This window comes from Pseudomonas floridensis (genome assembly GCF_002087235.1).
Taxonomy (GTDB): Bacteria; Pseudomonadota; Gammaproteobacteria; order Pseudomonadales; family Pseudomonadaceae; genus Aquipseudomonas; species Aquipseudomonas floridensis.
In genome coordinates this window covers 1-13,312 of the sequence record NZ_MUIO01000072.1, presented here as the reverse complement: position 1 = coordinate 13,312, position 13,312 = coordinate 1, and the positions used below count along the sequence as shown (strand labels likewise).

Annotated in this window: 10 protein-coding genes and 2 pseudogenes; 6 read left to right on the top strand and 6 right to left on the bottom strand. The window is 59.7% G+C overall.

The genetic code is table 11. The annotated features are described in order from the left end of the window. Positions 1-3: 3 nt before the first annotated feature. Together BZK31_RS17655 and BZK31_RS17650 are read right to left on the bottom strand one after the other, a co-directional pair. Positions 4-852 carry an OBAP family protein gene (locus BZK31_RS17655; RefSeq protein ID WP_083184242.1) on the bottom strand — a complete coding sequence of 283 codons (849 nt, stop codon included), beginning with the start codon at positions 850-852 and terminating at the stop codon, positions 4-6. A gap of 42 nt (positions 853-894) precedes the next feature. Beyond that, positions 895-1,110: pseudogene (locus BZK31_RS17650) on the bottom strand (metallothionein); the annotation flags it as partial. A gap of 315 nt (positions 1,111-1,425) precedes the next feature. Between BZK31_RS17650 and BZK31_RS17645 the strand changes: the two are divergent. After that, on the top strand, positions 1,426-3,513 hold the full coding sequence (locus tag BZK31_RS17645; protein ID WP_167378021.1) for a TonB-dependent receptor family protein: 2,088 nt from the start codon (positions 1,426-1,428) through the stop codon (positions 3,511-3,513). Positions 3,514-3,533: 20 nt separating this feature from the next. On the opposite strand, the gene BZK31_RS17640 is transcribed toward BZK31_RS17645, so the two are convergent. Together BZK31_RS17640 and BZK31_RS17635 are read right to left on the bottom strand one after the other, a co-directional pair. Further along, positions 3,534-4,082 carry a cupin domain-containing protein gene (locus BZK31_RS17640; RefSeq protein ID WP_083184240.1) on the bottom strand — a complete coding sequence of 183 codons (549 nt, stop codon included), beginning with the start codon at positions 4,080-4,082 and terminating at the stop codon, positions 3,534-3,536. Positions 4,083-4,183: 101 nt separating this feature from the next. Then, a complete protein-coding gene (locus tag BZK31_RS17635; RefSeq protein ID WP_083184239.1) occupies positions 4,184-4,945 on the bottom strand; it encodes a gamma-glutamyl-gamma-aminobutyrate hydrolase family protein in 762 nt (253 codons plus the stop codon). A gap of 133 nt (positions 4,946-5,078) precedes the next feature. Between BZK31_RS17635 and BZK31_RS17630 the strand changes: the two genes are divergently transcribed. The 3 genes from BZK31_RS17630 to BZK31_RS17620 all read left to right on the top strand — a co-directional run bounded on the left by BZK31_RS17630 (position 5,079) and on the right by BZK31_RS17620 (position 8,243). Beyond that, entirely contained in the window at positions 5,079-5,960 is an 882-nt protein-coding gene (locus BZK31_RS17630) for a LysR family transcriptional regulator (protein WP_083184238.1), read from the top strand. 253 nt (positions 5,961-6,213) lie between these two features. Next, on the top strand, positions 6,214-7,278 hold the full coding sequence (locus BZK31_RS17625; protein WP_083184237.1) for an aromatic ring-hydroxylating oxygenase subunit alpha: 1,065 nt from the start codon (positions 6,214-6,216) through the stop codon (positions 7,276-7,278). A 14-nt stretch (positions 7,279-7,292) separates the two neighbouring features. Beyond that, the gene (locus BZK31_RS17620; RefSeq protein WP_083184236.1) at positions 7,293-8,243 is read left to right on the top strand and encodes a PDR/VanB family oxidoreductase; all 951 of its coding nucleotides are present in this window, start codon (positions 7,293-7,295) and stop codon (positions 8,241-8,243) included. Here the strand turns inward: BZK31_RS17620 and BZK31_RS17615 are convergent, their stop codons facing one another. Together BZK31_RS17615 and BZK31_RS17610 are read right to left on the bottom strand one after the other, a co-directional pair. Further along, positions 8,244-8,954: a GntR family transcriptional regulator gene (locus tag BZK31_RS17615; RefSeq protein WP_083184235.1), complete on the bottom strand. Its 711-nt coding sequence runs from the start codon at positions 8,952-8,954 to the stop codon at positions 8,244-8,246. A gap of 182 nt (positions 8,955-9,136) precedes the next feature. Beyond that, complete coding sequence (locus BZK31_RS17610; protein ID WP_083184234.1) at positions 9,137-11,080, bottom strand: putative bifunctional diguanylate cyclase/phosphodiesterase; 1,944 nt, start codon at positions 11,078-11,080, stop codon at positions 9,137-9,139. Positions 11,081-11,415: 335 nt separating this feature from the next. On the opposite strand from BZK31_RS17610, the gene BZK31_RS17605 reads away from it, so the two are divergent. Beyond that, positions 11,416-12,420, top strand: coding sequence for a nucleoside hydrolase (locus tag BZK31_RS17605; RefSeq protein ID WP_083184233.1), 1,005 nt, complete (start codon positions 11,416-11,418; stop codon positions 12,418-12,420). A gap of 123 nt (positions 12,421-12,543) precedes the next feature. Further along, positions 12,544-13,312 (top strand): annotated as a pseudogene (locus BZK31_RS17600) (peptidase S8 and S53 subtilisin kexin sedolisin); the annotation flags it as partial.

Below are 13,312 nucleotides of genomic sequence, written 5' to 3'. Positions count from 1 at the left end.
CATTCAGGGCGCCGGAGAGCGGCTGTTGACGCCCTGCTCCGCCTGCTGACCGGGTCCAGTGGTCGGATGATGTGAAGCCGTTCCGGTCGGATCGGGTAGCTGAATGACCTTGCCGTTCATCCACGCATCTGCGCCAGGCAACACCGGCTGCGGCGTGATGTCTTTGCGTGCCTGGCGTTCGGCAGCGCTGTCTACACTCATTCGCTCGTCGCGCGCCTTGACCATGGTGGCGTCCGCCTGGCCATCGCGTGTGAACCCCATCATCAGTTGCGGGACACCCACAGGCAGCGACTTGTCCTTGTCCGTGTGCCAGGTGTGCCAGGTCTTGCCGTAGGTGTTCACCAGTTTCTGCATCAGCGCGTGTTCGGCCGGTTCCGGAATGCCCGGAGCAACCAACTGGCCCGAGGTCACTTCATGCGAATGGCTGTGCCAATAGGCTTTTTCTTTAGTGGGCAGGCCCTCGAACAGCCGGGCGCTGATGATGTACTCAACACCCATCAGATGCGCATTCTCGACGTTGCCGTCATAGATCACGCATTGAATGACCTCTTCATTGAGAATCGAGCAGTAATGGTGGGCCTCCATTTGCGATTCGGGTGTGCCGTTGTAAAAATGAAAGCCATCCAGATAGGTGTTCAGCGCATCGAGCGGCGGTCGGGATTGCAGCAACGCCGCACCCGTTTCCAGTACTTTGGTAGATGCCTGCTTATCCAGGCCCGGACTGGATACCGGCGGGCGGGTATGGGTGCCATTACAGGCCGGAAGTGCCGCTATCGTTGCCAAAAGCGCGACTCTTGCGCCTTTGGCAAGCGTGTCATTGCCGCACAGGCGGCGATCAGGGCCGGAACACATCACTGTTGTATCCTTTAGACATTGAACGTAAAACGTGGCGCGTCAAGGCGAGATCGGATCGCTGGCCGGAAACGTTTCTTCCAGAGCGTCGTCCAGCTTTTCCTCGGCAGCCTCCTCACAGTGGCAGCCGGGTGACTGACACTTCTGGTGATTGACGTGGTGTTCGGCGCAAGCCTCACAGCAATAGCGCTGACCATCGCGCTCGACAGCCGTCGATGATTCGGTCGTACAATCGCACTGCGGGCATGCACAGGTTTCATCAGGTCATAACGCTCTCCTGAATTGAAGGTGCGCCTGATTCAGCGCCTTTCATTTTCGAAACAGACCCGCCCGGATAGTTGTTGGAATCTGCTTGATCACCGACCAGCGGTGGTCATGACGTGACGCGACAGCCAGTAGTGGCATCGAACCCTCTGTCCACCCGAACACGCATGGCCAAGGCTCTGCGATGGCCGTCGCGCTGTGAATGCGCAACGACCCCAGTCAAAGAGGCCGCTGCACATGCACTACACCCCACTGTTCCCGCTGTCTGACTACAGCCGTCCGTTGCAATGGATAGGCCTGAGCACTGCCATGGCCTGGTCGGCCCAGGTCAGCGCCGACCAGGCCGTGAACCTGTCCAGCATCGAAGTGAACGGCAGTGTCATCCAGAGCCCTGTGGACATTGCCCGAGAGACGTTGCGTAGCGTACCGGGCGCGACCAATGTGGTTGACCTGAACCGCGTCGGGCAAGGCCGGGTTGCGACCAACGAAGATGTGTTCCGCTATCAGGCCGGCATTTATGCCAAAGCCGCCAACAACGAAGGCGCAAAGATCTCGATTCGCGGCTCGGGACTGAACCGGGTACCCGGCGCACATGCTTCCGGGCTGTTTGAGATGCTCGACGGGTTGCCGCTGACCGGCCCCGGTGGAACACCGTACGAACTCAAGGAACCCCTATGGCTTAGCCACGTAGAAGTGCGACGCGGCGCGAACGGTTTCGAGCTGGGCTCACTCGCGCTGGGCGGCGCCGTCAATTACGTCACTCACACTGGTTACGATTCGCCGCGCCTGCACGTGCGTTACGAAGCCGGAAGTCACGGCTATGGCAAACGCCAGATCAGTTCCGGCGACGTGCTGGGCGACCTGGACTACTACGTTGCGCTGACCGATTCCAATTACGATGGATTCCAGGACCACAGCTCAGGCGACAGTCAGGGAATGGTCACCAACGTTGGCTATCGCTTCAATCCTGATCTGGAAACCCGGTTTTTCTTTCGCTACCGGGAAACCGACAATGACTCGCCGGGCAGACTGACCCGCGATCAGATCCGCCATGACCCACGTGCGGCCAATGCGCTCAATGAGGCCCGCAACTCCAAGCGCCTGCAACCGGGCAGCACCTGGCTGGGCAACAAGACCACGCTCTACCTCGATGACAACTCAAGAATAGAAACCGGCCTGGTCTACCACGACTACCCCATGGACCTGCGGGAAGGCACCAATCGCCTGAAGGTCGCCTACACCGATGTCAGCGGTACGCTGAACTACCTCCGTCAGGACACACTTTTCGGTCATCAGAGCAACACCACCCTGGGGCTGCGTACCACCAAAGGCCTGCCGAACAATGGCGCATCCGAATATGTGCGCGTCCCCGCAGGCAACACCGCAAGCTTCACGCCGGGCACGCGGACCCGGGATTACAGCTACCTGGGCTCCGACAGCGTTTTGCAACTGAGCAACGATTTCGAACTGGTGCCCGACCTGTGGTTTACATCGGGTGTGGCTGCAATCTACACGCGACGTGAAACCGAGGTCACCTACCCCGCTACCGACCAGGCTGTAAGCACGCACGACTGGGACTACGCATCGCGGCTCGGCCTGCGCTACGACGTCACACCGCAACTCCAGATCTACGGCAACCTGAGTCGATCCGTCGAGCCTCCCCATGCCTGGTCGATGATCTGGGGGTCGAACCGCTTCTTCCCCGCGGGAAGCGGCCCGGCGACCGGGCTACAACGCGTTGGCGTGAAACTTGAAAACCAGACCGCGACTACTTTGGAACTCGGAGGGCGCGGCCGGGGATGGATGGGTGACTGGCAAGCGGGGTGGTATTACTCGCAGCTCAGGCACGAACTGTTGAGCGTCGAGACGCAGGCGGCGAGCGCCACCACGTCGCAGGTCATCGCCGAAGCGAATGCCAGCCCGACCGTGCACACCGGCGTCGAACTGAGCCTCGACAGCGCGTTGTGGCAAGGCGGCGCATCCGGCAAGCTGGATCTGCGTCAGGCGTATACATTCAGCGACTTCCATTATCGGGACGATGATCGATTCGGCGACAATGCCTTGCCCGGTATTCCCCGCCATTACTATCAGGCCGAATTGCGCTACAGCCATCCGACCGGGTTTTATGCGGGACTGAACACCGAGCATGCCTCCAGGGTCGCGTTGGATTACGCCAATTCGTTCTACGCCGATCAGTACACCTTGTTGGGCGCGACGTTGGGCTACGCATCCGCCGACAACGACTGGCAAACCTGGCTGGACCTGCGCAACCTCACCGATCGACGCTACGCTGCTACGGTCACGCCGGGTTATGACGACAATGGCCGCGATACAGCGCGCTCTACGCCCGGCGATGGCATGGGCGTCTATGCGGGCGTGTCCTGGAGGCTGCGCTGACCGGCAGTTGGCGGGCGCGGTCAAAAGTTGGCAGGCGTATTGGCGCTGATGATCTCGGCTTCATCCTGACCGATATTGCGGAAACGGTGGGGCAAGGTGGTGGGGAAATAGTACCCATCCCCCGGACCGAGGATATTGATCTGCCCGTCGATGGTCAGCTCGACCGTGCCGCGCGTCACCAGACCGCACTCCTCGCCTTCGCTGTGCACGATGGGCTCCTCACCGGAGTCGGCGCCCGGCGCGTACTGCTCGCGCAGAAAACGCATCTGACGACTGGGCAGCGTAGCGCCGACCAGCAATAAACGTACGCCATTGCGGCCCAGGTCGGGCTGATCACCGCCACGGAACACGTACTGATCCTGTCCTGGCGGCTGATCGAAGGTAAAGAAGTCCGCCAGCGACATGGGAATGCCCTCCAACAGCTTTTTCAACGAGCTGATCGAGGGACTGACGCGGTTCTGTTCAATCAAGGAAATCGTGGCATTGGTCACACCACTGCGTCTGGCGAGTTCGCGTTGTGACAGCTTGTAGCTTTCACGCACCAGCTTGAGTCGTGCACCCGTATCCATAGTGGCCTTATGCGAAAAATATCCAGTGATCAGACTCGGCCGCCTGTTGCTGGACGCCGGGGCCGTGAGGCCGGATATTAAATCACGTTTGCCGATACAGCTCAGTAGTTGATCACCGAGCGCTTGCGTGCATGGGCCTGACACGCCTGACGGAACGCCTCGAACAGACGCAGCGAGACTGGATTGTCGAGAAACGCCCACTCCGGATGCCATTGCACGCCCAGCACGAAACCTGGTGTGCCGGGCAGCGACACGGCTTCGACCAGCCCGTCGGGGGCCAGCGCTTCTGCGCGCAAGTCAGAGGCCAGCCTGTCGATCCCCTGGCTGTGCAGGCTGTTGACCTCAAAGCCGGGCGACAGCCCCAGTGAGTCCAGCAGACCACCAGGTTGCACGGATACGGCGTGCTGCGGCGCGTACTGATCAGCCAGCGCCTCGCTCTGCGGTTCGCGGTGATCGAGGTAGCCTGGCAATTCGTGAACCCGTTGATGCAGGCTTCCGCCCAGTGCGACGTTCAGCTCCTGAAAACCCCTGCAGATACACAATACCGGTACACCCTGATCGATGGCTGCCCTGAGCAGCGGCAGCGTGTTGCGATCACGAAACACATCATGCGCCGTGCCCTCAGCGCTCGGCATGCCGTTGTAATGGCGTGGCTCGACATTGGACGGCGATCCGGTAAACAGCAGGCCGTCCAGTTGCGCCAAGAGTTGCTCAGGCTCAACCGGCGTATTGAGCGCGGGCAAAATCAGCGGAATGCCGGCGAAACCCGCCGCTTCGACATATTTATCGCCAGCCGTGTGCGAAGAATATTTTCCCAGTTGCTGACGACAGGCAGTCACGCCGATCAATGGAAGTCGAGACATGGTTCGGACCTTGCGAAGAATACGTGAACACCTGAATGCACGTTAATAGGCGCTATCCGGTGCGGATGAAAGCAGTTTAGGATAGTCATCAGCGCAATCTACATAGGCATTCAGGCAAAGGAACCTTGCAGCAATGCAATATGAAGTCAGTCACACCGATCTGTCATTGGTATTGGCCCTGGTCAGAGGTCGCACCCTGGCGCGTGCCGCCGAACTACTACACGTTGACGTTTCCACGGTCTTTCGCTCGATCAAACGTCTTGAGTCGGCGCTGGGTGTCGCACTGTTCGAAAAGAATCGACGCGGTTACATGCCGACCGATACCGCTGTGGCAATGGCCGAGCAGGCTGAGCGGGCCGAACTGGCGTTGAATGCGGCGCGTATTGCACTGCAGCAAGGTGAGAACGTGGTGAGCGGCACGGTGCGTCTGACCTGCACCGACGCTGTGCTGCACACACTGTTGCTGCCCGCCCTCGCCCGCTTCATGCCCGACTACCCGGCGTTGACGCTGGAGCTGGCGACGTCCAATTCGTTTGCCAACCTGAGTCGTCGCGATGCCGACATCGCCTTGCGCCTGACCAATACACCACCGGAGCATCTGGTGGGTCGTCGCCTGGGAAGCGTCGACTACGTCATTTGCGGTTTGCCTGAGTTTCGCGAGACGCTCGGTGAGGCTGCGACATCGGTGCCCTGGATCAGCCCGGATGACTCGATGCCCGACCACACCTCGGTGATCTGGCGCAGTCAGGCATTTCCGGATGTGGTCCCGCGCTATCGATGCAGCAGCATGTCTGCCGTGTCACATTTGGTGGCGGCCGGCCTCGGCGTCGCCGCCCTGACTGATTTCACGGTTCGACATCTGCCCGGTGTAGAAAAGCTCAGTGCCGCGCTGCCAGGCTGCAGCACCGACCTGTGGCTGCTCACCCGTCCCGATTGTCGCGCGTTGCGCTCGGTGCAAACCCTGCTCGATGAGCTGGCACCGCTGCTACGCGAGGCGTTGCAGGCGTCAGTCTGAATCGATCGCTTTGGATGCACCGTCGCGATTGCACGCCACCGCATCTGTTCCGTTTCCTGCGCCTGCCAGGATCCGTTCACGAGCCAGCGTTGCTCCAGACACGGCAAGCGATCAGGCCAATGGATCCATTAAAATATAGTTAATTCAATTAATCATTTTATTTCCCTCTCCTATGTGGCATTAATAGCTCCAGCCACACTTCTGGCCAAACCTGATGGATCCATAAGAACAAAACGAACCGTGGAGAATCGTCATGCACCCGAAAAACACCTGGTACGTCGCCTGCACTGCGGATGAGGTCGCTGACAAGCCGCTTGGTCGGCAGATCTGCAACGAGAAGATGGTGTTCTACCGCGATCAGAACCAGCAGGTCGTCGCTGTCGAGGACTTCTGTCCTCACCGTGGCGCGCCGTTGTCGCTCGGTTATGTCGAGAACGGGCAACTGGTGTGCGGTTACCACGGTCTGGTCATGGGCGGCGACGGCAAGACGATTGCCATGCCCGGTCAGCGGGTACGAGGCTTTCCCTGCAACAAGACCTTCGCTGCGGTCGAGCGTTATGGCTTCATCTGGGTCTGGCCGGGCGAACAGGACAAGGCTGATCCCGCGCTGATTCACCATCTGGAATGGGCCGTCAGTGACGACTGGGCATATGGCGGGGGTCTGTTCCACATCCAGTGCGATTATCGCCTGATGATCGATAACCTGATGGACCTGACGCACGAAACCTACGTCCATGCTTCCAGCATCGGCCAGAAGGAGATCGACGAAGCCCCCCCTGTGACCACCGTCGAAGGTCAGGAAGTCGTCACCGCGCGCCACATGGAAAACATCATGCCGCCGCCATTCTGGAAGATGGCTTTGCGTGGCAACAACCTGGCCGATGACGTGCCGGTGGACCGATGGCAAATCTGCCGTTTCACTCCGCCCAGTCACGTGTTGATCGAAGTGGGTGTCGCCCATGCAGGCAAAGGCGGTTATCACGCTCCGCACGAGTTCAAGGCATCGAGCATCGTGGTCGATTTCATTACGCCGGAAACCGACACCTCGATCTGGTACTTCTGGGGCATGGCACGCAACTTCAATCCAAAGGACGAAGCATTGACCGCGAGCATTCGCGAGGGTCAAGGCAAGATTTTCACCGAAGACCTGGAAATGCTCGAGCGTCAGCAACAGAACCTGCTGCAGCATCCCCATCGCAACCTGCTCAAGCTTAATATCGACGCAGGCGGCGTGCAGTCGCGCAAGATTCTGGAGCGACTGATCGCCAGTGAACAAATGGTCAACGACAGCCAGATTCCCGTGGCCAACCTGAAGTGACTCCGAGGTGCGACATGATCGACGTGACCGTGTTATCGCGTACTGACGAAGCGTTGGGTATCTGCAGTTATGAACTGGTGCGCACCGATGGCGGATTGTTGCCGCCCTTCACCGCCGGTGCACATATCGATGTGCACCTGCCCGACGGCCTGATCCGGCAGTATTCACTGTGCAATGCACCGAGCGAACGCCATCGCTACCTGATCGGGGTACTCAACGACCCGGCGTCGCGTGGCGGATCGCGCAGCCTTCATCAACAGATCCACCCAGGCGCGCACTTGCGCATCAGCGAACCGAGAAATCTCTTCCCGCTGGCCGATAAGGCAAGCCGCACCCTGCTGTTTGGGGGTGGTATTGGGATCACCCCCATTTTGTGCATGGCCGAGGATCTCGCGCAGCGAGACCAGCCGTTCGAACTGCACTACTGCGTCCGTTCTGCCGAACACGCAGCCTTCACCGAACGTCTGCAGCAGTCGGTGTTCGCCAGTCAGGTCAATCTGCATTTCGACGATCGCCCGCCAACACGGCTGGATGCGCTGACGGTTCTGGGCGAACCGGCGGCCGATGCCCATCTGTACGTCTGCGGCCCGAACGGCTTCATGCAGTACATTCTGGACAGTGCCCGCGCTCAGGGCTGGACGGAAGAACAGTTGCACCGTGAGTACTTCACCTCCGCCCCGGTGGACACCAGCAGCGATGGCAGTTTTTCGGTCGAAATCGGCAGCACCGGTCAGGTCTTCACCGTCCCGGCGGACAAGACAGTGGCGCAGGTGCTGGAAAGCAACGGCATCGACATTCCCCTGTCCTGCGAACAGGGTGTTTGCGGTACGTGCCTGACGAGGGTGCTGAAGGGCATTCCGGATCACCGCGACCTGTTCATGACCGAGGACGAACAAGCGCTCAACGATCAGTTCACGCCATGCTGTTCACGCTCGAAAACCCCATTGCTGGTGCTCGACATCTGATCATTCAGGCCGCTGGATGACCTTCATCCGCTCATGCACGCCAGCACCGAATATCTCGGCGTAGCGCAGCGTGGCATTGGCGTGCTCACGCATGATGGCCTCGGCCCGCGCGCCCTGGCCATTGATCAACGCGTCCACCACCGCATGATGCTGCATGTGCGCGAAGTTGAACCGGCGAAACTCGCGCACAAGATCATTGCGATCCACCGCCAGCGCAGTGACCGAGGCGAATGGCAGATGATCGTTACGCGCCAGTGCGTCGGCGATGGCCGGGTTGCAACTGCCCTCGACGATAGTCCGGTGCAGGCGTATGTTCAGGTCGTGGTAGACCTGCAAATCATCTTCGGTCACGAATCCTTTGGCGAACAGGGCGTCACCCTGAATCAGGCAGGCTTCAAGCTCGTCACGCGCCTGCCCGGTGACGCCGCGCTCGGCCATCTGCCGTGCCGCCAGCCCTTCGAGCACGCCCCGAACCTCAACCGCTCCGGCGATCTCATGCGCACTGATGGACCGCACTTGGAAGCCACGTCCCCCGAAGGGTACCAGCAGCCCTTCCTGTTCCAGGGTACGAAACGCCATACGCACCGGCATCCGCGATACGCCGAAGCGCTCGGCCGTCGGAACCTCCATCAAGCGCTCCCCCGCCGCCAGCTCGCCCGAGGCAATCATTTTGCGCAGCGCAACAAGTATGGTCTGGCCAGGTTTGCTCATCAACGGACTTCCGCAAGGTTCGGGAGCGCTATCTTACCCCGAGCGACGGTACTTGCTCACACACGGGATGCGAGGTGCAGAGCATGCAGGTACATAGAGTGATAAATAGCGGAAGCGAGCCTGCTGACGAGCACGCCCGTCCATTCACTGCAGGGTTCAAACTGCCTTGAAAATGCAGCGGCTCAACCGAAGCTGCGCTCCGCGTCCGGGGTTTCGAGCCACTCCAGTGTGGCCTCGAAACTCATCGGCGGGCTGTAGAAGTAGCCCTGGACCAGCGTGCAGCCAAGGGTGGCCAGCGCATCCAGTTCTTCCTGCGTCTCAACCCCCTCGATGACGCAACCCAACGACATATCCATGCTCAGCGCCACGAGTGATTTCACGATCTTGTAGCTGGCCGGGTTGTCATGCACGCCGGTGACAAAGCTGCGGTCGATCTTGAGTTTGGTCAGCGCCAGCGCATGCAACTGACTGAGGCTCGAATAGCCCGTGCCGAAGTCGTCCAGCGAAATCCCGCAGCCCAGTTGGCGGAACTGGGTAATGGCGTGCTGAACCTGCGCGATATCCTGCATGACGGCGGTTTCAGTGATTTCCAGATCAAGACGTGACGCATCGAACCCGCTGTTTTCGATGATGCCGACGATCAGACTGACACTTTCGCAGGTGGCGCAATCATGTGCCGACAGGTTGAATGAGAGCCTGATCGGTGCAGGCCATGACATCGCCTTCTGCAACGCATGCGTCAGCAACGGGCCGGTCAGTCGATTGATCATGCCGATGCGTTCGGCAATCGGAATGAAGTGCGCGGGTGACACAGCGCCTAGCTCAGGGCTGTTCCAACGAGCCAGCGCTTCGAACGCGACGGTTTCCCGGCTGCAGCTTTCCATGATCGGCTGGAACAACACGTAGAACTCGGTTTCCAGATTGGCGCGCCGCAACGCCTGCTCGGTTACGCCATCGGCATGCAACTGCTCGCGGTGTGCGGCCGAGAACAGGCAAGCAGTGCCGGGGTTGTGATTCTTGCCCTGATAGAGCGCGTAGTCGGCGTACTCGAACAACTGCGTGGCATTGTCGGCAGTCGCCGGGTAGGTCGCGATGCCGAAGGTGGCACCGATCTGGATGGGCATGTCGAGCAGTTCGAAATTGTCATGCATCCGCTCACACAGGTGCTTGCCGAAGGCCAGCAGGGCTTCGTTGCCGATCTCACCCTTGATGACCAGCGCAAATTCGTCGCCGCCCAGGCGTGAAACATGCACCGTGTCGCTGACTACTTCCCGCAACCGCTCGGCGACAAGGATCAGCAACTGATCTCCGGTGCGATGGCCGTACAGGTCGTTGACGGGCTTGAAGCCATCCAGATCCAGTACGCCGACCGCAAGCCCGGAGCCCTTGGCCAACGCCTCGCTCATGGCCAGATCCAGGGTCTGAAAGAACTGACGCCGGTTGGGCAGACCGGTCAGACTGTCCTGGTTGGCCAGCAACAGGTTCTCGTTGCTCAACCGTTCAGTCTGCACCTGCACATTCACCAGACTGGTGAAGTCACGGTATTGATAGCGAAGAATGATCAGCATGCCGATCGACACCAGCACGATGTTGGCGGCCGTGGCAATGAAGGTCATGTTGTGGGTCGAGGCGAAAAAAACCACGAAAGCCGCGTTCACTACCACCGTGGTGGTCAACGCCGCAGGCTGCAAGTGCATCATGCAGAAGATGCACACGATCACTGTGATGCCCATGAAAAACGCCACATGCGCCTGGGCGTAAGCATCGCCGTAGGGATACAGCGCCAGCGACCAGCCGGCAAACGCAGCGGCGATGATTCCGGCCAGTCCGTTGGTGCTGCGCAAGGTCGCCAGAATCAACGCCTCAGACGGCAACTTGTTGACGGTGCGCAACCACATGCGCGCACGAATGCCACAGACCAGCGTCAGCAGCGTCGGGATCAGCAGTGTCAACCACACCGGCGCCGTCCCGTGAGTGAACGCCAGCGCCCAGGTATTGACCAGCAGCACGAAGTACATCAACGGCAGTTGACGTGACAACGCGATGTATTGGGCCTGAAGCAGCCTTGGGTTGTTGGTGGGCACCGACATCAGGGTGCGCAAGGCACCCAACAGGTTTTTCAGCATCGCAAGGCTTCTCTGTTACCACAGTCAAAGCGCACGTGGCTTGCTGTAAATCATGCGTGCCGGGCAACGTGCGGCTCGCTTGTCATGCTCTCGGCCAAGGCGACTGTTTCTTTAAGTCAAAACTCGTCCATTTAACGATTTGACTGTAAATAATGCCCAACTTTGCCGCCTGCCATGCACTCGACTGATATCACCCACTGTTGTATATATCGAGCCGCCTTTTAAAACGCCTGAACGGTGGCACTTAATCTGCGAGAACAACTCGGGTAATGGCGTGCTGCACCGCCACCGGCGTCTCAATACCTGGTAGTCCTCTATGACATGGAGCATGTGACATGAACAGGAAAGTTATCATCGATACAGACATGGGCTGGGACGATGTATTGTCCATTTCGTACCTCATGAAAAGACCGGATATCGATATCGTCGGTGTCACCGTGACCGGCTGTGGGGAAACGGATCTCGGTTGGGGCGTGATCATTGCTCGCCACCTGCTGGGCATTGGCCAGCGCCTGGACACGGTGGTCGCACGCGGCACCTACACGCCGCTGAAATACGCCTACCGGTTTCCCCAGGACTTCAAAAACGACATGAACGATGTCATGGGGCTCTTGGGATCATTGAACCCGACACAACTGCCACCGCTGACGCAAATCCCGGCCTCGGAGTTCCTGTATGAAACAATCAAGAACAGTCAGGACGCCATCACGGTTCTTTCGCTGGGCGGTTTTACCAATATTGCCAACATGCTGTCACTGAGTAGCAATCCGCAAGACTTCGCCATGCTTGACGGTATTTATGCGATGGCGGGCGCGGTGTATGTCGACGGTAACGTCGCCGCCTTGAACAATGCACAACCTGCCTGGGATCAGGGCCCGGCCTACAGCAGCAATTATTATGCGGAATGGAATGTGTTCGTCGACGCGGTAGCGGCCAATATTGTCTTCGACTCGACGCTGCCCCTTACCCTGGTGCCACTGGATGTCTGCAATCAGGTGGTCCTGGACCCTTCTTACTCGAAGCTGATCACCGCAACCGATCCGGTGGCCACGCTGGTGCGCGAAGTCCTTGACATCAAGTCCGGTGCCCATGCGGAAGGCAGCCTGCCGGTGCCGATCTTCGACCCGCTGGCCACCGTGCTAATGGCGGGTGGTATTGACGCGACCAAGACCAACAGCGAGTTCCTGACGGTCGATACCACCAGCACCGAACAGGATAACCACTGCGGTCAGACCCGCGTAACCGACGTCGGCTCGCGTCGCATCTCGTTCATCACCGGTGTTTCGCAAACCGCCTTCAGCGCCGAGTTCGCCCACGTCATTAATCGCCCGCTGAACTGACCCTGCCTCCGCGTGCCCGTGCGCAGCGCCCGGGCATGCTCGACGACGGGAGCTGGCAACCCTGAACCATGTGCGCCGCCGCAGAGTCAGAAGGCTACTTCACGCCGTGTTCAGGATTTCCGCATGTTCAGCCGTTCCCTGCTAGTCGCTGCCACCCTGGCCTGTTCGTCCTTTGCCCTCGCCAAAGACAACTTGCGAATCGAGCGTCTGCAGCGCTGTGACGATCTGCTCGACCGACAACAGCAGACCTTTTGCCTGCGCGCCAAAGGCATGGATACGGGCCCGGTGGAGATCAGACTGGGTGACAAGACGCTGCCGGAGTCGGCCATCCAGCGGGACGGTGATAGCCTGCGCGTGCGCCTGAACTACGCGGACTGGCAAAGCGCCCCGATTTGGCTGCAGCAGGCAGGCAACAGCAGCAACCCGGTGTGGCTGAGCATGGCGGGCAGCCACGTGCTGGCGGCAACGCCTGATGAAGTCGCGAAAAACATGGACGGACTGACCACCTACGTCAACCTGATCAGCCTGATCATCGAAGAGCGTTTTGACGGTCGCGAAGAGGCGCAGCGCATTGCGCAGAAATTCGGCGCAACTGTCGTGGGTTCGATTGCCCCGCTCAATACCTGGCAACTGCGTTTACCGGCAAAGAACCTGGTGGAACGCGACGCCACGGTGCTGCGCATGGGCAGCGAGGTCAGCGTGGACGCCGTGGTGATCGAAGAGTCCCGGGGCGAGGCGGCTGAAAGCGAAGCGCCGCCGTCGGATGGCAAGCAGGAAAAACCGACCCGTGAGCAGTGGACCGCCAACCGTTTCATGGACGCGGTCAACTATTACCAGCGCCGGATTCCCGGCAAGGTATCGCCCATCACACCAGTGCCGATCCGGATCGGCA

Coding starts and splice junctions, on each gene's coding strand:
- BZK31_RS17655 (WP_083184242.1), bottom strand. CDS start 852: ATGTGTTCCGGCCCTGATCGCCGCCTGTGCGGCAATGACACGCTTGCC.
- BZK31_RS17645 (WP_167378021.1), top strand. CDS start 1,426: ATGGCCTGGTCGGCCCAGGTCAGCGCCGACCAGGCCGTGAACCTGTCC.
- BZK31_RS17640 (WP_083184240.1), bottom strand. CDS start 4,082: ATGGATACGGGTGCACGACTCAAGCTGGTGCGTGAAAGCTACAAGCTG.
- BZK31_RS17635 (WP_083184239.1), bottom strand. CDS start 4,945: ATGTCTCGACTTCCATTGATCGGCGTGACTGCCTGTCGTCAGCAACTG.
- BZK31_RS17630 (WP_083184238.1), top strand. CDS start 5,079: ATGCAATATGAAGTCAGTCACACCGATCTGTCATTGGTATTGGCCCTG.
- BZK31_RS17625 (WP_083184237.1), top strand. CDS start 6,214: ATGCACCCGAAAAACACCTGGTACGTCGCCTGCACTGCGGATGAGGTC.
- BZK31_RS17620 (WP_083184236.1), top strand. CDS start 7,293: ATGATCGACGTGACCGTGTTATCGCGTACTGACGAAGCGTTGGGTATC.
- BZK31_RS17615 (WP_083184235.1), bottom strand. CDS start 8,954: ATGAGCAAACCTGGCCAGACCATACTTGTTGCGCTGCGCAAAATGATT.
- BZK31_RS17610 (WP_083184234.1), bottom strand. CDS start 11,080: ATGCTGAAAAACCTGTTGGGTGCCTTGCGCACCCTGATGTCGGTGCCC.
- BZK31_RS17605 (WP_083184233.1), top strand. CDS start 11,416: ATGAACAGGAAAGTTATCATCGATACAGACATGGGCTGGGACGATGTA.